A 22,949-nucleotide genomic window follows, 5' to 3' on the forward strand; every position below is an offset into this window, starting at 1 on the left:
GTCGAAAGCGGGCTCGCCGCCACCTTCCGGACGGAATCGGTGTAGGTATAATTCGCGGTCAGCAGCAATGCCGGGGTGATCGGCAGTCTGCCATTCACTTTGTCAAACGGCGCGCAAACGGGACCCCGTATAGGCGTTGAAGGGGACCCCCTTTTCGAGAATTGAGCGGAGGGTTGATGCCCTGCGCTGTGTGCGGCGGAGGTCGGGCGTAGCCCGGCCGGAGGCGTACACAGCGCAAGTTCGTTTTGAAGCTGGGGTGAGAGTGGCGGCTAACTGCGGTTTTTGAAGCGCCAGCTGTCGTTGCCGGTCTCGACGATATCGCAGTGATGAGTGACGCGGTCGAGCAGAGCCGTGGTCATTTTGGGATCCCCGAACACGGTAGGCCATTCGCCGAAGGCGAGGTTGGTCGTGATAACGACGCTGGTGCGTTCGTAGAGCTTGCTGATCAGGTGGAACAGGAGCTGGCCACCAGAGCGCGCGAACGGCAGATATCCAACTCATCGAGCACCACCAGGTCGAGCCGTGAGAGCTGTCCCGCCAGGGTCCCGCCTTGCCGATCCGGGCCTCCTCTTCGAGGCGTGTCACCAGATCGACGGTGTTGAAGTATCGTGCCCGAGCCCTTTGCGCACGACGTTGGCGGTAATCGCGATGGCGAGGTGGGTCTTGCCGGTGCCCGTGCCGCCGACGAGCACGATGTTGCGACGCGCCGGTAGGAAGGAGCCATCATGCAGGAGCGGATCAGTCCCTCGTTGATCGGCGTCCCTTCGAAGCTGAACCGCTCCAGGTCCTTCACCACCGGCAGCCGCGCGGCCGTCATGCGATATCGGATCGAGGCGGCGTCGCGATGGGTGGCTTCCGCCGGAGCAGATCGGTCAGGATTCCATGGTGGGCGCTGGCGCTGGAGGCCGGTGGTGACGGCTCGTCGAACGCGGCCACCATGCCCTTGAGGCCCAGGCCGCGCATTGTGTCGATCATCTCATGCGCTGCATCATAGCCTCGCAGTCGGTCATAGCTGGCACAGTCGGCGACGGCGGGTGATCAGCATCCGGTCTTCCGAAGTGACGATGCTATGGGGCGTCGCCGGCTCGCGGCACGGGAGAGGATGTTGAGATCAGGTCGTCGCTGACCGTTCCGCTCGCCAGCGCTTCGCGCACGGCCTCGACCTGCTCCAGCCATCGGTGAGCACGGCCGAGAGCACCGCACGAACCTGCGATCCGCCTCATCCCCGTGCCCCAGCCTGCGTCGCAGCGATGGAGGGATGGCGGCAACTCCCAGTCCTGGAACGGCGCGCCGTTGCGCAGGCACCGGCTTGTGGGCCAGAACCGGCAGATAATGCCAGGGATCGTAAATGGTGCGGTTCCGCCCGAAGTGACGCTCATGTTCCCCGACGATCTCTTCGCCGCAGCGGATGACCATCCGGCCCGCATAGGCGCGCACCTGCACCGTGCGCCGCGCGCCCTGGACATGGACCGAAGCGTTGCGGTCGAAGCTGATGAGGCAGGTGCCTGTAGCGCGACAAACTGTATGAGGATTGCGCGTCAATCAGGATGAGAATGTGATTGTCACGGCGCGTCGATCAGTGGCTGTTTTGATTGTCGCTGGCAAGTTCGTCGTTCTCATCCTGATTGACGCGGATGGTCTCGAGGATCTTTGGCGTGTGTAGGCGGCCGGGCGGCCGGCACCGGTGCGCCTGGCCTGTGCGTGCGCCGCCGGTAACTTTCGACGTTCATCTCGAAGATGGTGCGTGGTGCACGAGCCTGTCGACAGCGGCGAGTGTCATGGCGGGATCGGGGAAGACCCTGTCCATTCGCCGAAGGGCTGGTTGGCGGTGATCAGCAACGACCGTCGTTCGTAGCGTGCGCTGATCAACTCGAAGAGCACCGACGTCTCGGCCTGATCGCGCGAGATGTAGGCAAAGTCGTCGAGAACGAGCAGGTGGTTTTTGTCGAGCTTGGCCATGGCGGATTCGAGTGCAAGTTCGCGTCGGGCGACCTGCAGGCGTTGCACGAGTCGGAGGTTCGAGAAAACAAACCTCCAGCCCCGTTCCACCAGCGCAAGGCCGATTGCCGCGGCCAGATGGGATTTGCCGCCGCCCGGCGGACCGAAAGGATGAGGTTGCCCCTTGTTCGAGCCAGCCATCGCCGGCGCACAGGGCCATGACCTGGGCCTTGGAGATCATCGGCACGGCATCGAAGGCGAAGCAGTCCAGGGTCTTGCCTGCAGGCAGATGGGCCTCTGCCAGGTGACGCTCGATCCGGCGGCGATCTCGTTCGGCGAGTTCGTGTTCGGCGAGCGCGGCGAGGAACCTGCTCGCGGGCCACCCCTCCTTGTCAGCCTGGGCGGCGAAGTCCCCCAGATGTGCTTGATGGTGGGCAGGCGCAGCTCGTTGAGCATGAGGCTGAGGCGCTGTGCATCGATCATGGGAACTGCACTCATGCGGCTTCTCCCTGTTCGATAAGTCCGTCGTAGATCGAGAGCGGCACCAGTTCGACCACGACTTCGGGCAGATCGGCGGGTCCGGACAGAACCGGGCCCGCAAGGTTGTCAGGCACGGCGTTCGGCGCGCGGTCAGATCATCGGTCAGGATCCCGGCGAGTTCGGCCTCGCAGGCACGTTCGTGGCCATGGCCAGAAGTTCGACGGTGGTGCGGCAGGCTTCCCGCTCGCCCTGAACTTCCAGCAGGTGGTCGAACATCAGGCGATAGGCATCTCGCGGGAACAGGCTGTCGCGATAAACCAGCCCCAGCAGCGCCATGGGCTTGCGGCGCAGGGAATGGATCACGTGGCGGTAATCAACGACGTGGCCGTGCTTCCCGTTCATGCCGGCGCGGCCGCGCGGCAGGGTCATGAGCCTCGTGCCCCGATGAAGACGTCGAGGCGGTCATCATACAGGCGGACCCGCAAACGGTGCCCGATTAGGCGGGATGGGACCGTGTAGAACACCTTGCGCAGCGTGAAGCCGCCCGAGGATGTGACCGTCACGAGGATCTCCTCGTAATCGGTGGTGCGCACGTCCGGCAGCGACTGCAGGAACTTGCGTTCGGCATCGATCCCGGGGCTGTGCCGCCGGTTGCGCGCATTTACGACCTCGTCGATGAAGCGGCGATAGTCGGCAAGGTCAGCGAAGTCGCCGCTACCTCGCAGCAGCAGCGCATCCTTCACGGCAGCCTTGATATGACCATGGGCACTCTCGATCGCGCCGTTCTCGTGAGCAACGCCCCGGTTGTTCCTCGTGGGCTCCATTCCATAATGGGCACAGAGCGCGTCATAGCGCCTGGTCAGGTCGATCCTGGCATCGGCCTCCAGATTGCGGAAGGCGGCCGAGAGGCTGTCGGTACGATGAAGCTTCGGCGCACCGCCTGCGGACCAGAGTGCGTTCTGCAGCCCTTCGGCCAAGGCAACGAAACTCTCGCCGCCCAGGATGACGTGCCCATGCTCGAAACCGCCGCGCGGCAACCGGAAGTGATAGAGCAGGTGATCCAGTGGTTGTCCGGCGATCGAGACAGCCAGATCGTCCATGCACGTAAAATCGGACAGGCCGAGCCGCCCGGCCTCGTGCACCTGCCGGAAGATGACTTCGCGATCTTGCCCGTTCATCGCGCGCCAGTCGCGAATGCGCCTCTCCAGGGTTCGCCGGGAGCCGAACACCGTCTCGGGGTATCGGCGCCGCAGTTCCTCGAAGATCGCGATAGGCCGCAGGCCCGGAGCAGCCTCCAGCATCGGCACGACCACCTCATCGAAGATACCGGCAAGGGGTCAGGCCGGCGCCGGCTGCGTGGCGTTTGCCGCTGTGATGGCAACCGGGCGTCCTGAAGAACCCGATAGCCCGTCGCCGGGCTGAATCCAGCCTTAGCCGCCGCCAGAGCGACGGGGTCATTACGTCTGTTGGTCATGAAAAGTCTCACCTGATGATCGTTGATGTGTCGACCGGCCACACGTCAGGTCCTCCTTCTCGGAAAACCTCATGCATAGCGGCCACCACGACCATCACAGGCACCCCGCAAAGAGCGCCTCCGGTGTGTCGGGACCGGCTACGGGCTACGCCCTCCGCCGATCCCGACACACCGGATTCCCATCTTGATTGTCGCGCTTTCTCAACCTGATCGTCGCGCAACACAGGTGCCGGTGACGGCATGCTCGCTCTCATGGAAGCCATCGAAGGGCGCCAGGATCGGCTGCAGGACAGGCCGCTCCATCTCCAGCGCCTAGGCCACGGTGATATCGCCGCGCTCGGGATGGGTGTGGTGCTCGGCCCAGCGCCGGCACTCCGCCTTCCTTCTCACGATCTGGCTTTTGAGCCATTCGAGCATGGAATCTTTTGCCATCATGGGCGTCGTCGTCGCTCTCGGCAGCATCGTCTACCGGGCCAGCATCCGCCGGTCATCAACGTAGGGGTCACGACGGTGGAGCGAGCGGTCGGCTCTTCAAGCCCAACGCGATCGGCTCATTTCTCGCTCACCAGTCGTGAACTAACGGCAAATTTGTCAGAATTTGAGGGTGAAAGTGATTTATGGCCCTCATTTTTGTTTCAAGCAGCGCCTGCCGAATGCATCTCTGCGATTGATGTCTTCTGCAAAAGCTTGTTGGCATCGGATGCTCGCTGATCACACCTAACCCGTAATCGTGCCTCTGGCTGACATACCCGACAAACGTATAAGCTCGCCATGCGCGGGCGTCACCAACCCAATTCCGCGTGCGATCCCAAGCGCACAAGCTGCAAGGTGTCGTCATCGGGCTTGCGGTAAATCAGCACGAGGTCGGGCTTTATGTGGCAATCGCGATGGTCGCGCCAGTCGCCGGTCAGCGCATGGTCGCGGTGGCGCGGTTCAAGCGGCTCGTCGGATGCCAGCGCCTCGATGATCGGGATCAGGTCAGCGTCCAGCGTCTTGGCGTGCTGCCCCTTCTTCTCCCGCTTGTAGTCGCGCTTGAACCGCCCGAAGCGTTCAATCGTCCGCATTGAGGTCGGCCATCAGGTCGACCACCGTGGCGAACCGCTTGCCCTTTCCCTCGCGCGCTTCCTTCATGGCCTCTATCGTCTCGGCATTGGGCACCAGCGGTTCAAACGGCAAGGCCTTGTCGCGGGCAACGCGGGTCAGCATCAGGCGCACGGCATCGGAGACGGTCAGCCCCATAGCAGCCAGCACGGTCGCGGCTTCCTCCTTCACCGCTCCGTCGATCCGGGTCTGCACAAGAGCGTTTGCGGCCATGTCGATTTCCTTTCTGCATGACGATGTAATGCAAGCGAACGCAAAGTGCAATCAGGCAAAGCCCCGGCTATCGACATGGCGACCGGGCTTCGCGTTTTTCACCTTCAATGCTGTGAGTGCCATCGGTTCGGGGCCCTGATCGGGAATGTTGGGGCCGTTCTCACACTTTCGGTGGGCAAACGGTCCCACAATCGTTCCACATTTTGGGCCAAATTCAGGCAAATCAGGGAGACGACCGCGAACAACTTACAAGACAAATCGTTGCTTTTTCAGTGTAGGTAGGGGTAGGGACGCCATCAGCTCGCTTGACACAAGGTTCTACACGCGACAGCGGGGTCCTCTACCACCGGGCAATTCTGCAGGATGCTGCAAACCGCGCGATATCAATGGCGGGCGAAAATTCGCTGACCGGCGCTGCCGAAGGCCACCACCGTATAGGGTTGGCGGGCAGCGCCTGCCACTTCCATGCCCTCCGAACCGATCGGCATCCCCGCAACCGCAATGCCTTTGACGCCCGCAGGACGGGTCGCCAGCAAGCGCTTGACGTCGGATATCGGGACATGGCCCTCGATCATATAGCCATCGACGATCGCGCTGTGGCAAGATGCCAGCGTCCGGGGCATGCCGGCCTTGCGCTGAAGCTCGCTGCGCGACGCATCGTCACGCATGACGACCTTGCGTCCCAGCTTCGCGCGCACGGCCTGCGCCCACTTCTCGCAACATCCACATCCCGGATCCCGGTGGACGACGATATCACTGGCCGCAAGCGCTACGCCGGGCATGGCGAGGAACAGCAAGGCGACGAATAGGCGGGTCTTCATGAAATGACTCCCGGAAGAACGATAAGCATGGGGCAGAGGCCCCTTCTTTTCTATACGCATCAATGCGCCCCTCCCCTCATCACGCAGATGATTTTACGATGGCGGGCGGCCTCCAGGCTAGCGGCAGGGACACAAGCAGCGCTAGCGATAGACCACCAATCCCCCACAGAACGAGCGGCTGCGCCCGGGAGCGACGATGGCTATCGCCAGCGGCGCGAGCGCCTGCCCGATGCTGGCGGCGGAATGCTGGAAACCGAGCTTCACGCCTGAAGGGGCCCCGCCGCCGCTGATCCAGAAGCTGGTGACCAATCGAAGGGTTGCCGAGCTCCAGCCGGCAGCAACGATGATCCCACTGAGCTCGGCCATACTCGCGGCGACAGGAAACATGAAAAGTGCCACAGCCAGCAGGCCCAGCGTCAATCCGGCAAGCCGCCTCGGCACAGTGACCAGCCAATCCAGCTTTGCATGGAAGATCTGTGCCGCCAGCATGCCCAATCCGCAGAGACTGAGCATCCAGGCGATCTCTTCGCGGCTCAGCGAAATGGCGCTCCGCGTCACCAGGAGATTGACATGCATCGCCGCCAGCCCGCCGCCCGCGACGATCGTGATAAAAAGCAGGATCAACGTCGCGCCGAGCGTAGGCGCGGGCAGGTCTCCGCCATCGATGCAAGGTGCACACCAGCGCGGCAGACGCACGGCGCAAAGCGCCGCCCCGACGGCACCGATGCCGAGAGCGAGGATCATGAGGGGAGCGCGGGGCAGGATCGCGGCCGAGACCTCCGCCACCAGCGGACCGGCGAGATCGCCCAGAAACACGAAGGCGGTCAGCCAGGTGAAGCGGCGCGCCTGGTCCGCGCGCCCGCTTGCGGCAAAGCTCGCGCAGAGCAAGCCCAACGGTATGATGGCGGCCGACGCCATCCCCGCCACCAGACGCAATGCATAAAGCTCAGGCAACCCGACGAGGCCGATCGGCGCGGTCACCAGCGCGAGGATGACCAGCGCTGCGCGCAACATCGCCCGATAGTCGACCCGGTCCGCGATCCAGCCCCAGAGCGGCGCCGCCAGCAAGGCTGCCAGGGGATGGACCGCGGTCAGGCTCGCGACATGAAAATCATGAGCGCTTGACGATAGCGCGCCACGAGCCGGGTCGACCAGTGCCGGAAGGAAGGCGAGAATGGCCGTCTGTCCCGCCGACGCCGCAGCCGCCGCGAGCAACAAGACGAAAAAGGAGGCCGGCCAGCGACCGTTGGCTTGCGATCCAGCCTTGTCACGCGGCGCGTTCGCGGTCGATCCCTCGAGTGGCCATCCGCGGATCACCACCAGGCGCGCAAGCCGATCACCAGCCTGTGTTCGGAAGGCCCTTCCCTGCGCAGGCGACGGAAATCGGCCGTGCCGTCAAATGCGCGCTCCCAGACGAAGCCGATATAGGGCGCGAACTTGCGCGACACCTCGTAGCGCAACCGTCCGCTCAGCTCGACATTGCTGAAGCCGCTGCCGAGCTGCCGATCGCTCGACCGCTTCGAATAGATATTGGTTTCCACCTGCGGCGTAAGGATCAACCGATTGGTGAACAGGACCTCATAGGAGGCCTTGGCGCGCGCCGCGAGACGCCCATCGGTTCCTACATAGCCGGTGAGCTGGACGTCGAACCAATAGGGCGCCAGTCCCTCGACGCCGGCGGCGAGCCAGGTGGTCGCACCCTTGCCGAGATCCTGCCTGACCCCGAGCAGCGTGCCCCAGAACGGGTTCTTGCTGTGCCACCACAGCGCCTCGACGCTGCTCTCCGGATCGAGACGTTGGTCGCGGGAGTTCTTGAGCCCCTGGCTGCGCAGCCAGAGCTTGTCATTGTCCTGACCCTTGGTGACGAGCACGGTCCAGCCCACGCCCTGACCCTCGTTGCCGCTGGTGAACTCGAGCTCATCCACAAGTATCTTGGGGATCGAGAGCTTGTCGGCCATCTCATAGCCCGGCAGCGTCGAGTTGCGATAGCCGTCGGCATAATCGTCCGAGTTGCGCGCGTCCGGCGGGGCCTTGCCACCCTGCATCGAGCCCATGTCCATCGTGGCGCCGTTACCGGACGCCTTCGTGTCGGTCATATCCATGCCCGGCATGTCCATGCCCGCATGCTCCTGAGAGCCTTGCGCGGAAGGTGAGTTTGGATCGGGAGTGGCCGTTTGGGCAGGGGTGGCGGCGGGCGACGGGGGCAAGGCATCCTGCGCGAGGGCGGGAGCCGTGATCGCCGGCGCCAGGAAGAGGGCAACGCCAAGAGCAATGCCGCGCGAGGGGATAATCCGGATCATGCGACCACCACCTCCCGGAACATGCCGGCCGCCATGTGATAGAGCAGATGGCAGTGGAAGGCCCATCGGCCCATGGCGTCGGCGGTGACGCGGAAGCTCACCCGCTGGGCGGGCTGGACCACGACCGTATGCTTGCGGACCTGGAAGGCGCCGTCCGGGCCTTCGACATCGCTCCACATGCCGTGCAGATGCATCGGATGCGCCATCATCGTGTCGTTGACGAAGGTGACGCGCAGCCGCTCGTTCGGCTTGAAATGCAGCGGCCGGGAATCGTTGAGCTTGATGCCGTCGAGCGACCAGATGAACCGTTCCATATTGCCCGTCAGATGCAGCTCGATGTCGCGCTCGGGCTCGCGCGGGTCGGGATCGCCGCCCGGCGTGCGCAGATCGGCCAGCGTCAGCACGCGCCAGCCGCGCCCGCGCAGCCCGGCGCCGGGATCGTCGAGATTGGTGCGCGGATAGTCGACGCGCATGTCGGTATTGGCGCCATATTCGGTGCGGGCGTGCCGTGCCCTGGCCGGCATCTCGGTCATGCCGTGCCCGGCATGCGCGTCGCCTCCCATTGCGCCCATCGTCGCCATCGCGCCCATCATGTCGACCGGCTCGAGCCAGGTCCGGGCATCGAGCGGCGGCACGGCTGCCGCCATGCCCGGGGCCGGTGCGATCGTGCCACGCGCATAGCCGCTCCGATCGATCGCCTGCGCGAAGATGGTGCGGGCGCCGCCCTCGGGCATGGTGAACTCGACGTCGTAGGTCTCGCCCGGGCCGATCCGGAATTCCTCGACCGTGACCGGCTCGACCGGCTGCCCGTCGGTCGATACGACCGTCAGCTCGACCCCGGGGATCCGCACGTCGAAGAACGTCGCCGTCCCCGCGCCGACGAAGCGCAGGCGCACGCGCTCGCCGGGCGCGGCGATACCGGTCCAGTTGCCGGCGGGCGGCGCGCCGTTCATCAGATAGGTGTAGGTCGCGGCAGAGACATCGCTGTAGTCGGTCGGGTTCATCCGCGAGCTGTTCCACATCCGCCGCCGCTCGAGCGCCTTGCCCAAGCCCATGGTGCCGACATCCTTGAGGAAATCGCCGGCGGTCGGCTGCGCAAAATTATAGTAGCTGCTCTGCTTCTTGAGATTGAGGAAGATCTGCAGCGGCGGCTCGTCCGACCAGTCGCTGAGCACGATGCAATAGTCGCGATCGGGCGCCCGCGCCACCGGCGCCTGTTTCGGCTCCACGATGATCGCTCCATAGAGTCCCGTCTGCTCGGCGAGCGTGTGAGCGTGATACCAGTAAGTTCCGCTCTGGCGGACCTCGAAGCGATAGGTGAAGGTCTCGCCCGGCGCGATGCCGGCAAAGCTGATGCCGGGCACGCCGTCCATCTCCGCCGGCACGATGATGCCGTGCCAATGGATGCTCGACATCTCCTTGAGGCCGTTGCGCACACGGAGCGTGACCGTATCGCCTTCGCGCAGGCGCAGGACCGGCGCGGGCACGCTGCCGTTCACGGCAGTCGCAATACGGCGCTTGCCGGTGAAGTTGACTGGCAGCTCGGCGATCTCGAGGTCGAACTCGGTCCCGCTCAGCTCAGCGGGCAAGGTTGGGGCGGATCGCGCGAGAAGCGCCGGGGCGAAACCGGCGACCGCGCCGCCGATCGCCAGCCCCTGGACGAAACGGCGCCGCGCGATCGGCCGGATATGTAAGGGAGACATGAACTGTACTTTCGCGAAGTCGGGTTCAGGCGAGGTCGAGGACGATCCGGCCCTCGATGTCGCCATGATGCATGCGGGAGAAGACGTCGTTGATGTTCTCCAGCTTGTCTGCATGGACCGTGGCCTTGACCTTGCCCTCGCCGGCGAACGCCAGTGCCTCGAGCAGATCGAGCCGCGTGCCGACGATCGAGCCGCGCACGGTAATGCCGTTCAGCACGGTGTCGAAGATCGACAGCGGGAAGTCGCCCGGCGGCAGGCCGTTGAGCGCGACCGTGCCGCCGCGCCGGACCATGCCGAGCGCCTGCTGGAACGCCTTGGGCGAAACGGCGGTCACCAGCGCCCCGTGCGCGCCGCCAATGGCTTTCTTGAGCGCTGCCGAAGGGTCCTCGCTGCGCGCGTTGACCGTCAGTGTGGCGCCAAGGCGTGTAGCGAGGTCGAGCTTGCTATCGTCGATGTCGACCGCGGCCACATTGAGACCCATGGCACGGGCATATTGCACCGCCATGTGGCCGAGCCCGCCAATGCCGGAGACGACCACCCACTCGCCGGGCCGGGCCTCGGTGGCCTTCAGTCCCTTGTAGACGGTGACGCCCGCGCAGAGGATCGGCGCAATGTCGAGGAAGTCGACATTGTCGGGAAGGTGACCAACATAGTTGGGATCGGCGAGGACATATTCGGCAAAGCTGCCATTGACCGAATAGCCGGTGTTCTGCTGTTCGTGGCAAAGCGTCTCCCAGCCACCCAGGCAATGCACGCAGTGCCCGCAGGCGGTGTAGAGCCAGGGCACACCGACCCGGTCGCCTTCCTTCACATGGGTGACGCCGGCACCAACGGCGGCGACATGCCCGACGCCCTCATGGCCGGGAATGAAGGGCGGGTTGGGCTTGACCGGCCAGTCCCCTTCTGCCGCGTGCAGGTCGGTATGGCACACGCCGGTTGCCGCAATCTTGACCAGGACCTGCCCGGGGCCGACCGTCGGGATCGGCGCGTCCTCGATGACCAGGGGCTTGCCAAATTCGCGGACGACCGCCGCCTTCATGGTTTTCGCCATGTCCGTTTCTCCTTTTAAGCGGGGGGTCAGAATAGGCCGAGCGCGTGCTCGTCATAGGAGACGAGCAGATTCTTGGTCTGCTGATAATGATCGAGCATCATCCGGTGGTTTTCACGCCCGAAGCCCGATGCCTTGTATCCGCCGAAGGCGGCATGGGCGGGGTACTGATGATAGCAGTTGGTCCAGACCCGCCCGGCCTCGATCGCGCGGCCGAGCCGGTAGGCGGTGTTGCCGCTCCGGGTCCAGACGCCCGCGCCAAGACCGTAGGCGGTGTCATTGGCAAGTGCGATCGCCTCCTCGACCGTCTTGAACGTGGTGACCGACAGGACGGGACCGAAGATCTCCTCCTGGAAGATGCGCATGTGGTTCTGACCCACGAACACGGTCGGCTGCACGAAATAGCCCTGGTCGAGCGCACCGCCCGGCAGCGCCCTGGCGCCACCGACCAGACACTGCGCGCCCTCGGCCTTGCCGATATCGATATAGCCCAGGATCTTGTGGAGCTGGTCCTCCGACGCCTGCGCGCCGACCTGGACCGACGGGTCGAGCGGATCGCCCTGGCGGATCGCGGCGACGCGCGCCACGGCGCGCTCGATGAAGCGGTCGAAGATCGACTCATGGATCAGGGCGCGCGACGGGCAGGTACAGACCTCGCCCTTGTTGAAGGCGAACAAAGTAAAGCCTTCGAGCGCCTTGTCGAAGAAGGCATCGTCCTCGTCGAGCACGTCCGCCATGAAGATGTTGGGCGACTTGCCGCCAAGCTCCATCGTCTGGGGGATCAGATGGTCCGCCGCGGCGTGCATGATCTGCTTGCCGGTGACGGTCTCGCCGGTGAACGAGACCTTGGCGATGCGCGGATTGGCGGCGATCGCCTGGCCGACGGTCCGTCCCGGGCCGGTGACGACATTGAGCACGCCGGGCGGCAGGATGTCGGCGGTGAGCTCGGCGAACATCAGCAAGGTGAGCGGCGTCTGGGATGCGGGCTTGATGACGGTGCAGTTGCCCGCCGCCAGCGCCGGGGCGATCTTCCACGCCGCCATCAGCAGCGGGAAGTTCCACGGGATGATCTGGCCGACGACGCCGAGCGGCTCGCGGAAATGATAGGCGATGGTGTCCGCATCGATCGTCGAGATGCCGCCTTCCTCCGCCCGGATGCAGCCGGCGAAGTAGCGGAAATGGTCGATCGCGAGCGGCACGTCGGCAGCGCGCGTCTCGCGGATCGGCTTGCCATTGTCGATCGTCTCGGCAAGTGCCAGCAACTCCAGATTGTCTTCGAGCCGGTCGGCGACGCGATTGAGAATCCTGGCGCGTTCGGCGGGCGCGATCCTTGCCCATTGATCCTTGGCGGCGTGCGCCGCATCGAGCGCGCGCTCGACATCTTCCGGCGTCGACAGCGCGAACTCTGCGATCTGGGCGCCATTGATCGGGCTCGTGTCGGCGAAATACTCGCCGCCCGCAGGAGCGCTCCAGCGGCCTCCGATGAAATTATCATAGCGGTGTCGGAAGGAGGCCGCCGCGTTAATGGTCCCGATCGCCTTCTCGAACATAACCTGACTCCATCTCTATCGATGGCCTGACGGAGTAATCTCTTTGCCCGGGTGGCCTATAAGTAAGTTCCGCAGAAGGTAGTCTGGTATCGGGGTCGCGGGCTTGAGGGTCAGACACGCCAACAGAGCCGATGACTATTCATCGACTCCCGAACCTATTCGCGCACGCCTGATCGGAATTATGCCGAGACAGGCGTTACTCGGCCGAGTCTTCTTTTGGCGAGGGCGGCGCTTGGCATTCCAATTCTGGCGTTACGCCCGGACGCGCTTTAGGCTCACCCAATCGCCTTTCTGAAGCGTCCCGTCCCTCACGCGGAAATGAGCATAATGGTCGTCGAAAATCTGGTCGACTTCGACATGACCGACAAGACGGCGGTGGCGCGGCGTTGCGTGATAGACTTCGAGTATCTGCCCGATGTGCGCGCCATCGGCCTTACCCAGGCAGGCCACTGTGCCGCCCGCATCCATACGGACGATCTTGCCGCGCATGAACAAGCTATGGCCGATACCCTGTGCGAGGAGCGGCGTGCTGCCAAAGAGCAGAAAGCCAACAGCAGCACCGACGCCAAGATGTTTTCGCATCGCTGTTTCCTCTGTCAAGTCAGACGCTCGGACCCGGTTTTGAAGGCCGGGAGCACGGGCGACGCTGGGCATCGTCAAAGAACTGGCCCGCCGCGGGGGCGGCGGCGGGCCCTCAGCCCCGGGGGGTGTTTTATCGGGGCTGGAAACTTCACATGTCGCTCATCGGCTTGTCGGCCATGGGCTTGGCGGTCTTCTTCTTCGCCGCCGGCTTGGCCTTCTTCATCGGCATCTTGCAGCAGCCACTCTTCGCCTTACCGGCCATGCCCGAGCCGTTCGATGCAGGCGAGCCGCCGGACATGCCGGCCATCCCCGACATGCCCTGTTGATCCTGCTGGGCCGGTTGCCCCTGCTGCTTCTGCGCGCCGGCCTGATGATCCTTCATCATCTGATCGTGCATCTGCTGCCCGCCATGATCCATGCCCTGCTGGTGGGCATGGGCCGGCGCAGCCTGCGCGGGCGCGGGCGTCGACTGGGCGAGAGCGGTGCCGGCGGCGAAGGTTAGCGTCGCGAAGAGGCTGACGGGCGCCGCGAGAAATGTCGTCTGTCGCATTGAGGGTCTCCGAGTGTTCTTCCTGTTGCCCGATCGACGTTCCGATCCCGGCAATTCCGAAGCTTCAATGCTGCTAGCGAGACGCTGTCTGTATACGTAAGTTACGAATCGAAATCCGATCGGCCGTGTGCCTGCTGGAGCAGGCGCGTAAAATGATGATCCGGGATCGATCAAAAATGTGACCCGGCCTGGTTTTCTCGTCCTGAGACCGGCCAGAAAAGCGATTGGCCCGCCGTGGGAACGGCGGACCAAGGCTTCGGTTGAAAGCGGCCATGATCTTGTCCGTCAACCTTGTCGTCTGATGGAATGATGGCAGGGTCAGCAACCACCGTCCGACCTGTGTGACATGCCGGAGGCGCCGTCCTGGTCCTGCGAATCCCGCATCGCCATTCGATGGCCCTGCATCATCTGGCCGTGCATCTGCTCCTTACCGTGAGCCATGCCCTGCATGTGGGCAGGATCGGGCTGGGCAGGCGCCGGCCTGGCCTTGAGGGTCTCCTCAAGATCGGGCATGCCCGGCGGCATCCCGTCCGCCAGCACCGGTCCGGCACTGACGGCGAGGAAGCCGAGAGCTGCGAGCGAAGCGATCATTGCCGTCTTCTTGCGCAAGTATCCATTCCTTCAAGTCTGGGTTTCCCGTTCGATCGAGCATATGCCCGGTCGATTGTCGCCCCTTCCGGAGCTTGCCCGTGAAATGGTGTCACCTTCCGCCTTGCTGTATACGTAATGTGCGAAGTCCGTCTCTGAGATGGCCATAAATTATCGCACTGGCATCGTTGTTGTGCCGATGTGTAACTATGGTTCGGACTCGAGAGCAGGACAGGTCGGCAACAGTGACTAATCCATGGCGGCCAGCAGACGCTCGAGAGGAATAGTGGCAAAAGTGGTGAAGCTGTCAGCAATGGCATAAGGCAGTACCAGCACCCGATTATGTACCATCGCGCCGCAGCTGTAGGCTACGTTTGGCACATAACCTTCGCGCTCATCCATGTCCGACCGCAAAAGCGGTAGCTTCGTCCGCGCCAGCAGCTTCGAGGGATCGTCACGGTCCAGCAGGCACGCCCCGATGCAATAGTTCCGAACGGCGCCGACTCCATGAGTTACGACCAGCCAGCCTTCGTCGATCTCGATCGGCGATCCGCAATTACCGATCTGGACAAACTCCCAAGGCCAGCGAGGTTCGATGGCTTTCGCTCCGCCACTCCAGTCGTGAATGTCCGCGGACGTCAGGAACCAGATATTTTCGTTATCCTCGCGCCCAAGCATGGCAAAGTGCCCGGCAATGCGTCGGGGGAAAAGCGCCATGCCCTTGCTACCGGTGGCATCCCCACGCAGCGGTCTGAGTTCGAATGTCCGGAAGTCCGGCGTGGACAACAACTCCTGCCGGACGGACTGGCCGCTAAATGCCGTATATGTACCGAAATAGGTGGCTCGGCCATCGTCGTCCAGGAAGCGGACCAAGCGAAGGTCTTCGATGCCACCACGCTGGCTGGGGGTTGTCGGAAAGATCACGATCTCCGAGAGATCGTGGCTGCCATCGCACTTGATCCGAATGCCCGCGTCCGGCCCGTCCTCGCCGGAGATGTTTTCAGTCTCCAGCACGAGCGGCATGGGGCTCGGAGGATTGATTGCTATGGTTCCGTCCGCGGCGCAAAACCCGGTGCGAAAGGTGACGGAGGAGATATGCCCCTCGCCCACGCCTCGCAGGGAAAGAATGAATCGGAGAGAGTTTTCAGGTACAGCAGACTGGTCAGGATGCAGGACGATGCTCGGATTGAAAAGCGCTGCTGCCTCATAGGAATATTCGTTGCAAAAATGGGCACCGATCAAGAGCGCCTGTTCATGGGTGACCTCGCAATCACAGACGATGATGCCATCAACCTCGTGGAACCGCCGCAAAAACAGGGACGGAACCTCACGATGCCTTCCCGAGAAATCATCAAGAATGCGTTGCAACTCATCGTGGAGCGATGCTGGGTCGAGCGCCAGGACGCGGTCGGCGATGCGCTGCGCACGTGGCTGATCCGGTACCGCATATTTATAGGTTTCCGTCGACGGCATATAGGGTCTGATCACTACCCTTGCTGGATTGGGGCGGAGCAATTCGGGTAGCCGGTTGACAAATTCGGCGGTTGACACTGACTTCTCCAATACAGATCGACCGTGGAGCGTTCACGCAATCGTAAAGATGGTGCTCGGCATTACCCGACTATCGGGTGGCGGCACGAAAGGCTCCGGCGATGGCGGGTGCGATGATTTCCGCCGTTGCCGGATACTCGGACTTTGTGCCACGTGCCATGATCGCTGTCCTGGCGTAGTTGTCGGACACACAAGCTGTGACCGGGGGCTCTGGCCTGAACGTGACTATGTGGGGCACGTGCGAAGCGCGCCGCTCAGCTCGACATGTCCGCCATCGTTCGGCAGCTCGCCGCGCATTTCTTGCAGGTGGCCGAGCAACGCGCGATCCGCTGGTCCGCGCTATGGCGTCCGCATTCCTCGGCGCAGCGCTCGCAAGCGTCGGCGCAGGCGCGGCAGACGATGCGGTGCAGGGCAGATTCCCGCAGCATCGAGTTGGCGGTCGCCTGGCACAGTTCCGCACAGTCGTTCAGCATGGCGATCAGCGACGCCGTAGCTGACGCGCCGCCTTGCTTCGTCAGCCAAGCGGCGGTTTCCAGGCACATGCGGTGCGAAGCCACGCAATCGTCGATGCAGTCCGTCATCGACATCGCCATCCCTTCCATTCGATGCTGCTGCGCCGCCGCCGGCACAGCCAGCGTTCCGGCGGCGGCAAGGCCGGCGCCGGCCATCAGCAATTCGCGTCTCTCGATCATCATGCACCTCCCATCTGCTATCCCTTGAGCGCTGTGCCGCATCCGGCGGCCTCAGCCGTCGCAGGCGACCCATCCGACGCCGCACGCGCCTTCTCCCGCGCCATCCGGGTTTCCTCCCAGGGCCAGTGGCCGTTGATCTCGACCCCGAGCGAGATGCTCAGGAAGGTCCGCACCAGCACCAGCCCGGCCAGAACGATGAGATCGTCGAGCGTCGGGTTGATCACCAGCGACTTGACGATGTCGCCGGCGACCAGAAATTCCAGGCCGAGCAGGATGCTGCGGCCGAGCGCCGAGCGGAACGCGCTATAGGCCTCGGTTCGGTCGCCCGCCCTCGCCCGCCGCGCAAACAGAAAGGTTGCGAGCCCCGCGCCGACCAGGATGGTCAGCGTGCCCGCCAGTTCCAGGCCGATCACCGCGAGCCGGAAGAAGGCGCTCAGCCAGTCGGCCTCAATGGTGATCATACCAGCCTCGCTTGCGGATATTGTTGAAGCTGTCGGTGGCATGACAGGCATAGCATTGATCGACGCGCGCCTTCGATCCGGCTGCGCGCTGCGAGACCATGCTGAAATGCTCCATGAAGTGACTCGGCGGCGCCTTGTGGCACTCGGCGCACTGCGTCGAATTGACCGATGGATGGCGATAATTGGCGATCTTCCAGCTGTCGGTCTTGTGACAACTCGCGCAGTCGGTGCCGAACAGGCCCTGGTGCGGATCGCGGAACGCATGGCAGCTCGCGCAATTGAGCGCGGTCTCGGGGGTCAGGCTTCGAGTGTTTGTCGACATGCCCGCCAAAGGCTGCCGCCACTTTGCCATGTCGAGCAACGCGGCGTGATCCATGCGGATGATGCCGCGCTCTCCCTCATGTTCGACGTGGCAGGAGGTGCACTGCGTCGCTTTCGCGTGGAACTGCGTCGACTGCTTCGTCCCGAAATCCGTGCCCGCATGGCAGGTGAGACAGGTCCGGGTTTCGACGCCCTTGCCCGGCGTGTGGCAGGCCGTGCATTGGCCGGCGAAGGACTGGTGGGCGCTCGAGAGCGGGCCGGGCGCTACGAGCTGCGCCACCAGGCCGGCATCCCTCGGCGCGTCCGATCGCATCCGGATCGCGACCGCGGCGACCATCACCAGCAGGGCTGCGATGAAGACGGCATAGGAAAGACGCTGCCAGCTCATAGCCAGCGCAGCCCGTAATAGATCGCCGCGCCGACGTGGAGCGCGAGCAGCGCGAAGATGAGACAGCCCAGCAGGATGTGCAGGAACCGCCACCGCGCGAACAGGGTGTTGGTCGCCTCTTCGGCGCGGATCGCGAATTCGGTATCGGCCAGCGCCGCGGCGATCCCCGCCCTGTTCTGGGGGTGCTGGCCCGCGGGCGCATCCCCGGCGACGAACAGATAGCGCCTCCAGCCCGACAGCGGCGCGGCTGCGGTATCGGCCTGCGCCGGCGCCGCCGGCTCCTCAAGGAAGGCGGCGCGAAGCGAGGCCAGTTCCGACCTGCGTCCGCGCAGCGCCCGACCAAGCTGGGCAAGCAGGTAGCGGCCGATGAAGCCGGTGATGACCGTCATCAGCAGGAGGACGGTCAGAAGCAGTCCGACCGGGCTTTCGAGCTTGTGCGCGGCGTGGACCAGACCCAGGATCGGCGCCAGCACGCCGGCATAGATGTGGATGGCGAGCAGGGTAGGCTTGCTGACGAGCCGGGAGAGCGCCTTGTCGACCCAGGCGATGTGCTTGGCCGCGACATAGGGAAGCGTCAGCAGCATCAGCACGAGCGCTGCGATCCCGATGATCCCGCCAGCGAGGCTGCCCGGAAAGCGCGGTGACACATGCACGAGGTAGCCGAACGGGAACAGCAGCAGGAATGCGACCAGCAGGCCGACGGCGATGTCGCTGCGTTCGCGCATCAGGCTTCGACCACGAGCGGCGTGCCCGTGCCCTTCGCCTGGCACGCGAGCACATAGCCCTGCGCCTTGTCGGCGGGCGCGAGGCCGGACTCGACCTCCATCGTTACCTCGCCCTGCAGCAGCTTGACCACGCAGGCGCCGCATGTGCCCGCACGGCAGGCATAGGAGATCTCGACGCCCGCGCCCTCGGCCGCCTCGAGCACGGTCTCGTCCGCGGGCAAGGCCGCCGACACCCCCGACACGGAGAAGGTCACCGTGCTCGGCGCCACCTCGGCGCTCGGGGCCGGCTTATCCGCTGGCGCGGGCGCGGGTTTGACCTCGAGATCCTCGTGGTCGGCCGGCAGCGAGGCCGGACCGAACGCCTCGGTGTGCAGCTGCGCTTCGGGGACGCCAAGTTCCGCCAGCACGCCGCGCATCGCGCCCATCATCGCCGGCGGGCCGCACATATGGATCCGCCGGCTCGCGATCTCCGGCACCGCGGCCAGGATCATCTCGCGGGTGATCGGCCCTTCGGGGCCCATCCAGACGGTGCCGGGCGCGCGCTGCATCGCGGCGACGACATGGAGGTTGGGAAAACGGCGTTCGAGCCGCTCGAGCTCGTCGCGGAACACGAATTCCTCGGTCGACCGAGCGCCGTAGAAGAAGAAGATATCGCCCTTCCACGCGGTGTCGGTGAGATAGCGCAGCACCGACATCATCGGGGTGATGCCGACCCCGCCCGCGATCAGCACGATGCTCTGCGCATCCGTTCCCGTGAAGGTGAAGGCGCCGAACGGTCCGCTGACCTTCAGCAGATCGTCGGCGACGACCTTGTCGTGCAGGTGTCGCGAGACCACGCCCTGCTCCTCGCGCTTGACCGTCAGTTCGACATAGGCCCGCTGGGTCGGCGAAGAGGCGATCGTGTAGGAACGGCGCGCGGTCTTGCCCGCTTCGGGCTCTACCTCGACCTGCAGGAACTGGCCCGGCAGGAAGTCGAACGGCAGCCGGTCGGCGGTCGGGTCCGCGAGCCGGAAGGTCAGCACGCTCGGCGTCTCTCGCACGATCTGGACCACGCGCAGCTGCCCCGCCCAGCTTTTGGGCTTGCGCAGCGACGCCCCAGCGGGTGCGGCCGCATTGCTCGGCGCGAGCCCGGCGCTGTCGGCAACGGGTGCAGGCGCGGGCGCAACCCTGGTAGCGGGAGGGGCAGCCTTCGGCTCCGGCTTTGCTGGAACCTTGGCGGTGGCGACACCGCCGGCGATCGCCCCGATCCGCCGCAGGCGGAAGATCTGCAGCGCGATAAGCGTGGCGCTCACCAGCCCCAGGAACAGCATGAGAAGGAGGTGCGAGGGCGAGATGCCGAACCAGTGATCGGCATGGCCGGGCGCGGCCTGGTCGATGTCGAGCTGATCGCGCAGCCAGGCAAGCCCGACCTCCCGGGGCGGCTGCAAGCCCCCGATCGCGCCCTGCGCGGCGGTGCCGGAGCGGAACAGGTCGGTTCCCTCGCGCAGGCGCCGCGCCGCATCGAGCCGGGCCGAGACCGTGGTCGCACGCGCGCCGTCGGCCGAGGCGGCGTTGATCATCGCCAGACCCGTGCTTACCCGTGCGCCGGCCTGCGCAGCGACCCGCTGCCTTGCCGCTTCGTCAAGCGCGGGAAAGGCGAGCAGCTGCGAGATGAAGCCGGTCCGGCGCGATTCGTGGCCGTGCTCATTCTCCCCTTCCCCATTGATCATGCGATCCATCATGGGGTTCATCATCTTCGCCATGTCCGACGACCCCGGCTCTGCCGGTGCGGACATGCCCCCGCCGGCCGGCATGCCTGCGCCATGATGCGCGGCATGATCCCCGCCCTCCTGCGCGCCCGCGCTCGCGCTCGCGGACAGGCTGAGAGCGATTGCGCAGCCGAGGCTCAAGCGTCGAAGGCTGATCCGCCTGGACATCCTCATCCCCTTCGTGTGCGAGCCTACATATCCTTCATCGGCATCGCCGCATTGCCCGGCGCGGGATCGGGTGCCGGCGCGGTCTGGTTGCCGGCCCCGGCGCGCATCGCGTCATGGTCCATCGCCTGACGGTGATGCCGCTCCATCTCGGCCTGGTTGCTCATCGCGTCCATCGGCGCCGCGTCTGCAGCGTTGCCGCTGTCGGTCAGGACCGGGGTGGCGGCGACGCTGTTCGCCGCGGGCGGCACCGTCTGGTCGGCCTGGCGGTCGCAGCCCGAAAGCGCGAGCGCCAGCAACAGGCTTCCGCCGACAAGCGGAAGGGCTTTTTTCGCATGGTCGATCATAGCTTGCTCCTTGGCTTGAAAACTGTGTCCGGGCGCCAGGGATGGCGCCCGGACCCGATCATTGCGCGTTGCGCAGGATCTGAAGGCACCGGTCGTGCGAGAGGTTCATCGGGTTGCGCCCCTGCCCCTTCATCTCGCCATGATCATGCGGCGTCTGGAGACCCATATTGCCCTCCATCGCCCGGCAACTCTCGACCTGCGCCGAGGTCGGCCGCGTGGTCACACAGGCGCCCAGAAGCAGCGCCGGCGTGAGGACGGCGATCAAACGCATTTTCGTCATGACAAAACCCCTTTCGCTAGTGATGATCGTTCGTCCTGCGCTGCCTGAAGTTTCTTGTTATGCTGCTGGTCTTTCCGCCGCGCCGTCAGGAAGGCGAGGATCGGGCAATCGGAGACGGGTACTTCACCCGGGCATTCATCGGCGAGCATCCGCAGCATGTCGCGGATATCGGACAGGCGCTCGAGCCGGGCTTCGGCATCCGCGATCTTGGCGAGCGTGATATCGAGCACGGCCTGGGCATGCGCGGTGTCCGACGCCCTGAGCGCCAGCAACTTCCGGGCCTGTTCGAGTGTGAAACCAAGCTCCTGCGCCGAGCGGATGAAATTGACGCGCTCGAGGTCGGTCGCGTCGTAGAGCCTGTAGCCCGCTGCCGTGCGCGCGGGCTCGCGCAGCAAGCCCATCCGCTCATAATAGCGGATCGTATCGCGGCCCACGCCTGCCGCGGCGGCCAGTTCGCCGATCTTGAAATTGCCCATGTCATCCGCTCGATCATGCCGGTAGGACCATGGTCCAGGGTCAAGCGGTTTCGCCTCGATCCCGAACGGTCCGTTGCCGCCGGCAACCCGCTGCCCCGATGCCTCGCATCAGGGCAGCGTGTGCCGCCGGGCCACCGGCTCGTCAGTTCTTGCGAAGCTCGACGATGTCGTGCTTGGCAGGCGTGCCGTCGGCGACGGACACGTGCGCGAAGTGATCATCGAAGATATGATCGATCGTCACATGGCCGATGAGCTGGCGGTGATAAGTCGGCGCCACGCCTTTGGACGGACCCGGATGGGTCACAACGCGATAGACCTCGAGCTTCTGGCCGACCTCGGCGCCATCGGCCTTGCCGATGCAGACGACCGTGCCGTTGCTGCCCGTGTCAACGATCGAGCCGCGCATGAAGAAGGTATGTCCGATACCCTGAGCGAATGAAGGGACCGCTGCGAGCATCGAGATGCCGGCGAGCGCAACCATGAGAGTTTTTCTGACCATATTCACCTCCTTGGATGGTAAGCCACCGCCCGGACTTTGCCGAGGGGAAGAGCGTCTCTTCAGGCTTGGGACTACGGTCCCGGGTCCAGCCTCGATATACGTAGAGGCCGCAGCCGATCTTCTTCCCCGGGCCGGATCTTTATTGACGCGGAGTTGACGGAATCAGCCGTCAGCACTTCAAAATCCGCGCGGCGCGAGACTTTGGTTGGCTGCGCCCGCGAAACCCGATAGATATCGAGGCCCGTGAAACGCCTGCTCGCCCTCCTGCTCGTCATCGGAGCGCTGTCCGGTCTCTTCGGAGCCCAGATGGCGGCCGCGCACAGCGTGCCGCAGGCGGCAGGCGCGCCGCTGGCCAAGGGCATGGATGCGGACTGCATGGCGATGATGGCCAAGCAGCAGCCTGCGCCCAGCGAAAAGCCCTGCAAGGGCCTGACGCTCGATTGCATCGCCGCGATGGGGTGCGTGATCCCGCTGGTCGCAGCGGACCTGGCAGGCGGCGTTGCGCCTGCGCGTCTCTACGACGCGCCCAGCTTCTGGACGACCGACACGATATTGACCGGCAAGGCGGTTGCGCCCGAGCCGGATCCTCCCACCAGCCTTGCCTGATTGAACGAGCACGGGCTGCGCGCATCGATCGATGCGTGCGCGCCCGGTTTCCTTCTTTTCAGTCAAGGTTTTCGTGATGATCAAACTGCTTCCGGCCGCCCTTGTGGCGGCCCTCGGTCTCGCCGCGCCTGCGCTTGCAGCCGACGCGAGCCGCACGCCGCAGGGCCATTGGGAATGGCGGGCGGCGCCGCAATATGGTCCGCGGGCGACCGGCCCTGCGCGTGTCCGCATATGGGTGCCCGAGAGCCGGGACATCGCCAGCTGCGATTGCGCGATGATGCAGGCAAGCGCCGCCGACTGCATGCGCGGCGCAGTCAGGTCGGACAAGGGCTAAACCCACTC

Annotated in this window: 23 protein-coding genes and 6 pseudogenes; 2 read left to right on the forward strand and 27 right to left on the reverse strand. The window is 64.7% G+C overall.

Annotation, left to right across the window (positions count from 1 at the left end):
• Positions 1–269: 269 nt before the first annotated feature.
• The 27 genes and pseudogenes from FA702_RS21575 to FA702_RS21700 all read right to left on the reverse strand — a co-directional run bounded on the left by FA702_RS21575 (position 270) and on the right by FA702_RS21700 (position 22,001).
• A pseudogene (locus tag FA702_RS21575) lies at positions 270–869 on the reverse strand (ATP-binding protein).
• Positions 814–975, reverse strand: a complete 162-nt coding sequence (locus tag FA702_RS23020; RefSeq protein ID WP_210417681.1) for a hypothetical protein — start codon at positions 973–975, stop codon at positions 814–816. Before FA702_RS23020 ends, FA702_RS21575 begins: the two are co-directional and overlap by 56 nt.
• 6 nt (positions 976–981) lie before the next feature.
• Positions 982–1,512: pseudogene (locus FA702_RS23400) on the reverse strand (IS21 family transposase); the annotation flags it as partial.
• A 30-nt stretch (positions 1,513–1,542) separates the two neighbouring features.
• Positions 1,543–2,436, reverse strand: a pseudogene (gene istB / locus FA702_RS21585) (IS21-like element helper ATPase IstB).
• Positions 2,433–3,892, reverse strand: a pseudogene (istA, locus tag FA702_RS21590) (IS21 family transposase). Before istA ends, istB begins: the two co-directional pseudogenes overlap by 4 nt.
• A gap of 219 nt (positions 3,893–4,111) precedes the next feature.
• Positions 4,112–4,273: pseudogene (locus tag FA702_RS23405) on the reverse strand (IS21 family transposase); the annotation flags it as partial.
• Between the two features lie 401 nt (positions 4,274–4,674).
• On the reverse strand, positions 4,675–4,956 hold the full coding sequence (locus FA702_RS21600) for a type II toxin-antitoxin system YafQ family toxin (RefSeq protein WP_004212690.1): 282 nt from the start codon (positions 4,954–4,956) through the stop codon (positions 4,675–4,677).
• On the reverse strand, positions 4,943–5,206 hold the full coding sequence (locus FA702_RS21605) for a type II toxin-antitoxin system RelB/DinJ family antitoxin (RefSeq protein WP_004212689.1): 264 nt from the start codon (positions 5,204–5,206) through the stop codon (positions 4,943–4,945). The genes FA702_RS21600 and FA702_RS21605 overlap by 14 nt, the downstream gene beginning before the upstream one ends.
• A 383-nt stretch (positions 5,207–5,589) precedes the next feature.
• Complete coding sequence (locus FA702_RS21610; protein ID WP_007683347.1) at positions 5,590–6,027, reverse strand: DUF411 domain-containing protein; 438 nt, start codon at positions 6,025–6,027, stop codon at positions 5,590–5,592.
• 79 nt (positions 6,028–6,106) lie between these two features.
• A pseudogene (locus tag FA702_RS21615) lies at positions 6,107–7,347 on the reverse strand (MFS transporter).
• Positions 7,341–8,327, reverse strand: coding sequence for a copper resistance protein B (locus FA702_RS21620; protein WP_009823975.1), 987 nt, complete (start codon positions 8,325–8,327; stop codon positions 7,341–7,343). Before FA702_RS21620 ends, FA702_RS21615 begins: the two are co-directional and overlap by 7 nt.
• Positions 8,324–10,030, reverse strand: coding sequence for a copper resistance system multicopper oxidase (locus FA702_RS21625; protein WP_136958154.1), 1,707 nt, complete (start codon positions 10,028–10,030; stop codon positions 8,324–8,326). Before FA702_RS21625 ends, FA702_RS21620 begins: the two co-directional genes overlap by 4 nt.
• 25 nt (positions 10,031–10,055) lie before the next feature.
• Entirely contained in the window at positions 10,056–11,081 is a 1,026-nt protein-coding gene (gene adhP / locus FA702_RS21630) for an alcohol dehydrogenase AdhP (protein ID WP_044663293.1), read from the reverse strand.
• 26 nt (positions 11,082–11,107) lie between these two features.
• Positions 11,108–12,628: an aldehyde dehydrogenase family protein gene (locus tag FA702_RS21635; protein WP_015449264.1), complete on the reverse strand. Its 1,521-nt coding sequence runs from the start codon at positions 12,626–12,628 to the stop codon at positions 11,108–11,110.
• Between the two features lie 252 nt (positions 12,629–12,880).
• Entirely contained in the window at positions 12,881–13,210 is a 330-nt protein-coding gene (locus FA702_RS21640) for a hypothetical protein (protein ID WP_004212674.1), read from the reverse strand.
• A gap of 148 nt (positions 13,211–13,358) precedes the next feature.
• On the reverse strand, positions 13,359–13,760 hold the full coding sequence (locus FA702_RS23030) for a hypothetical protein (RefSeq protein WP_015449265.1): 402 nt from the start codon (positions 13,758–13,760) through the stop codon (positions 13,359–13,361).
• A gap of 318 nt (positions 13,761–14,078) precedes the next feature.
• Positions 14,079–14,369, reverse strand: coding sequence for a hypothetical protein (locus FA702_RS21650; RefSeq protein WP_007406388.1), 291 nt, complete (start codon positions 14,367–14,369; stop codon positions 14,079–14,081).
• 228 nt (positions 14,370–14,597) lie between these two features.
• Positions 14,598–15,821: a glycoside hydrolase family 130 protein gene (locus tag FA702_RS21655; RefSeq protein ID WP_016743863.1), complete on the reverse strand. Its 1,224-nt coding sequence runs from the start codon at positions 15,819–15,821 to the stop codon at positions 14,598–14,600.
• A gap of 332 nt (positions 15,822–16,153) precedes the next feature.
• Positions 16,154–16,594 (reverse strand): four-helix bundle copper-binding protein, encoded by a 441-nt coding sequence (locus FA702_RS21660; protein ID WP_015449267.1) that lies wholly within the window; start codon positions 16,592–16,594, stop codon positions 16,154–16,156.
• A 14-nt stretch (positions 16,595–16,608) separates the two neighbouring features.
• On the reverse strand, positions 16,609–17,052 hold the full coding sequence (locus FA702_RS21665; RefSeq protein ID WP_007406411.1) for a DUF1622 domain-containing protein: 444 nt from the start codon (positions 17,050–17,052) through the stop codon (positions 16,609–16,611).
• A complete protein-coding gene (locus FA702_RS21670; RefSeq protein ID WP_004212662.1) occupies positions 17,039–17,761 on the reverse strand; it encodes a hypothetical protein in 723 nt (240 codons plus the stop codon). Before FA702_RS21670 ends, FA702_RS21665 begins: the two co-directional genes overlap by 14 nt.
• Positions 17,758–18,486: a hypothetical protein gene (locus FA702_RS21675; RefSeq protein WP_136958155.1), complete on the reverse strand. Its 729-nt coding sequence runs from the start codon at positions 18,484–18,486 to the stop codon at positions 17,758–17,760. Before FA702_RS21675 ends, FA702_RS21670 begins: the two co-directional genes overlap by 4 nt.
• Entirely contained in the window at positions 18,486–20,402 is a 1,917-nt protein-coding gene (locus tag FA702_RS21680) for a 2Fe-2S iron-sulfur cluster-binding protein (protein WP_136958156.1), read from the reverse strand. Before FA702_RS21680 ends, FA702_RS21675 begins: the two co-directional genes overlap by 1 nt.
• A 23-nt stretch (positions 20,403–20,425) precedes the next feature.
• Positions 20,426–20,746 (reverse strand): hypothetical protein, encoded by a 321-nt coding sequence (locus tag FA702_RS21685; RefSeq protein ID WP_007406382.1) that lies wholly within the window; start codon positions 20,744–20,746, stop codon positions 20,426–20,428.
• 58 nt (positions 20,747–20,804) lie between these two features.
• Positions 20,805–21,026: a hypothetical protein gene (locus FA702_RS21690; protein ID WP_062345065.1), complete on the reverse strand. Its 222-nt coding sequence runs from the start codon at positions 21,024–21,026 to the stop codon at positions 20,805–20,807.
• Complete coding sequence (locus FA702_RS21695) at positions 21,023–21,502, reverse strand: heavy metal-responsive transcriptional regulator (RefSeq protein WP_062345064.1); 480 nt, start codon at positions 21,500–21,502, stop codon at positions 21,023–21,025. The genes FA702_RS21690 and FA702_RS21695 overlap by 4 nt, the downstream gene beginning before the upstream one ends.
• A gap of 142 nt (positions 21,503–21,644) precedes the next feature.
• On the reverse strand, positions 21,645–22,001 hold the full coding sequence (locus tag FA702_RS21700) for a hypothetical protein (RefSeq protein WP_210417682.1): 357 nt from the start codon (positions 21,999–22,001) through the stop codon (positions 21,645–21,647).
• 243 nt (positions 22,002–22,244) lie between these two features.
• Between FA702_RS21700 and FA702_RS21705 the strand changes: the two genes are divergently transcribed.
• Both FA702_RS21705 and FA702_RS21710 read left to right on the forward strand, forming a co-directional pair.
• Positions 22,245–22,607, forward strand: coding sequence for a hypothetical protein (locus tag FA702_RS21705; RefSeq protein ID WP_007406428.1), 363 nt, complete (start codon positions 22,245–22,247; stop codon positions 22,605–22,607).
• A 76-nt stretch (positions 22,608–22,683) separates the two neighbouring features.
• Positions 22,684–22,941: a hypothetical protein gene (locus tag FA702_RS21710; protein ID WP_136958229.1), complete on the forward strand. Its 258-nt coding sequence runs from the start codon at positions 22,684–22,686 to the stop codon at positions 22,939–22,941.
• Positions 22,942–22,949: the final 8 nt, after the last annotated feature.

The organism is Novosphingobium sp. EMRT-2, from assembly GCF_005145025.1.
In the GTDB taxonomy this organism is placed as follows: domain Bacteria; phylum Pseudomonadota; class Alphaproteobacteria; order Sphingomonadales; family Sphingomonadaceae; genus Novosphingobium.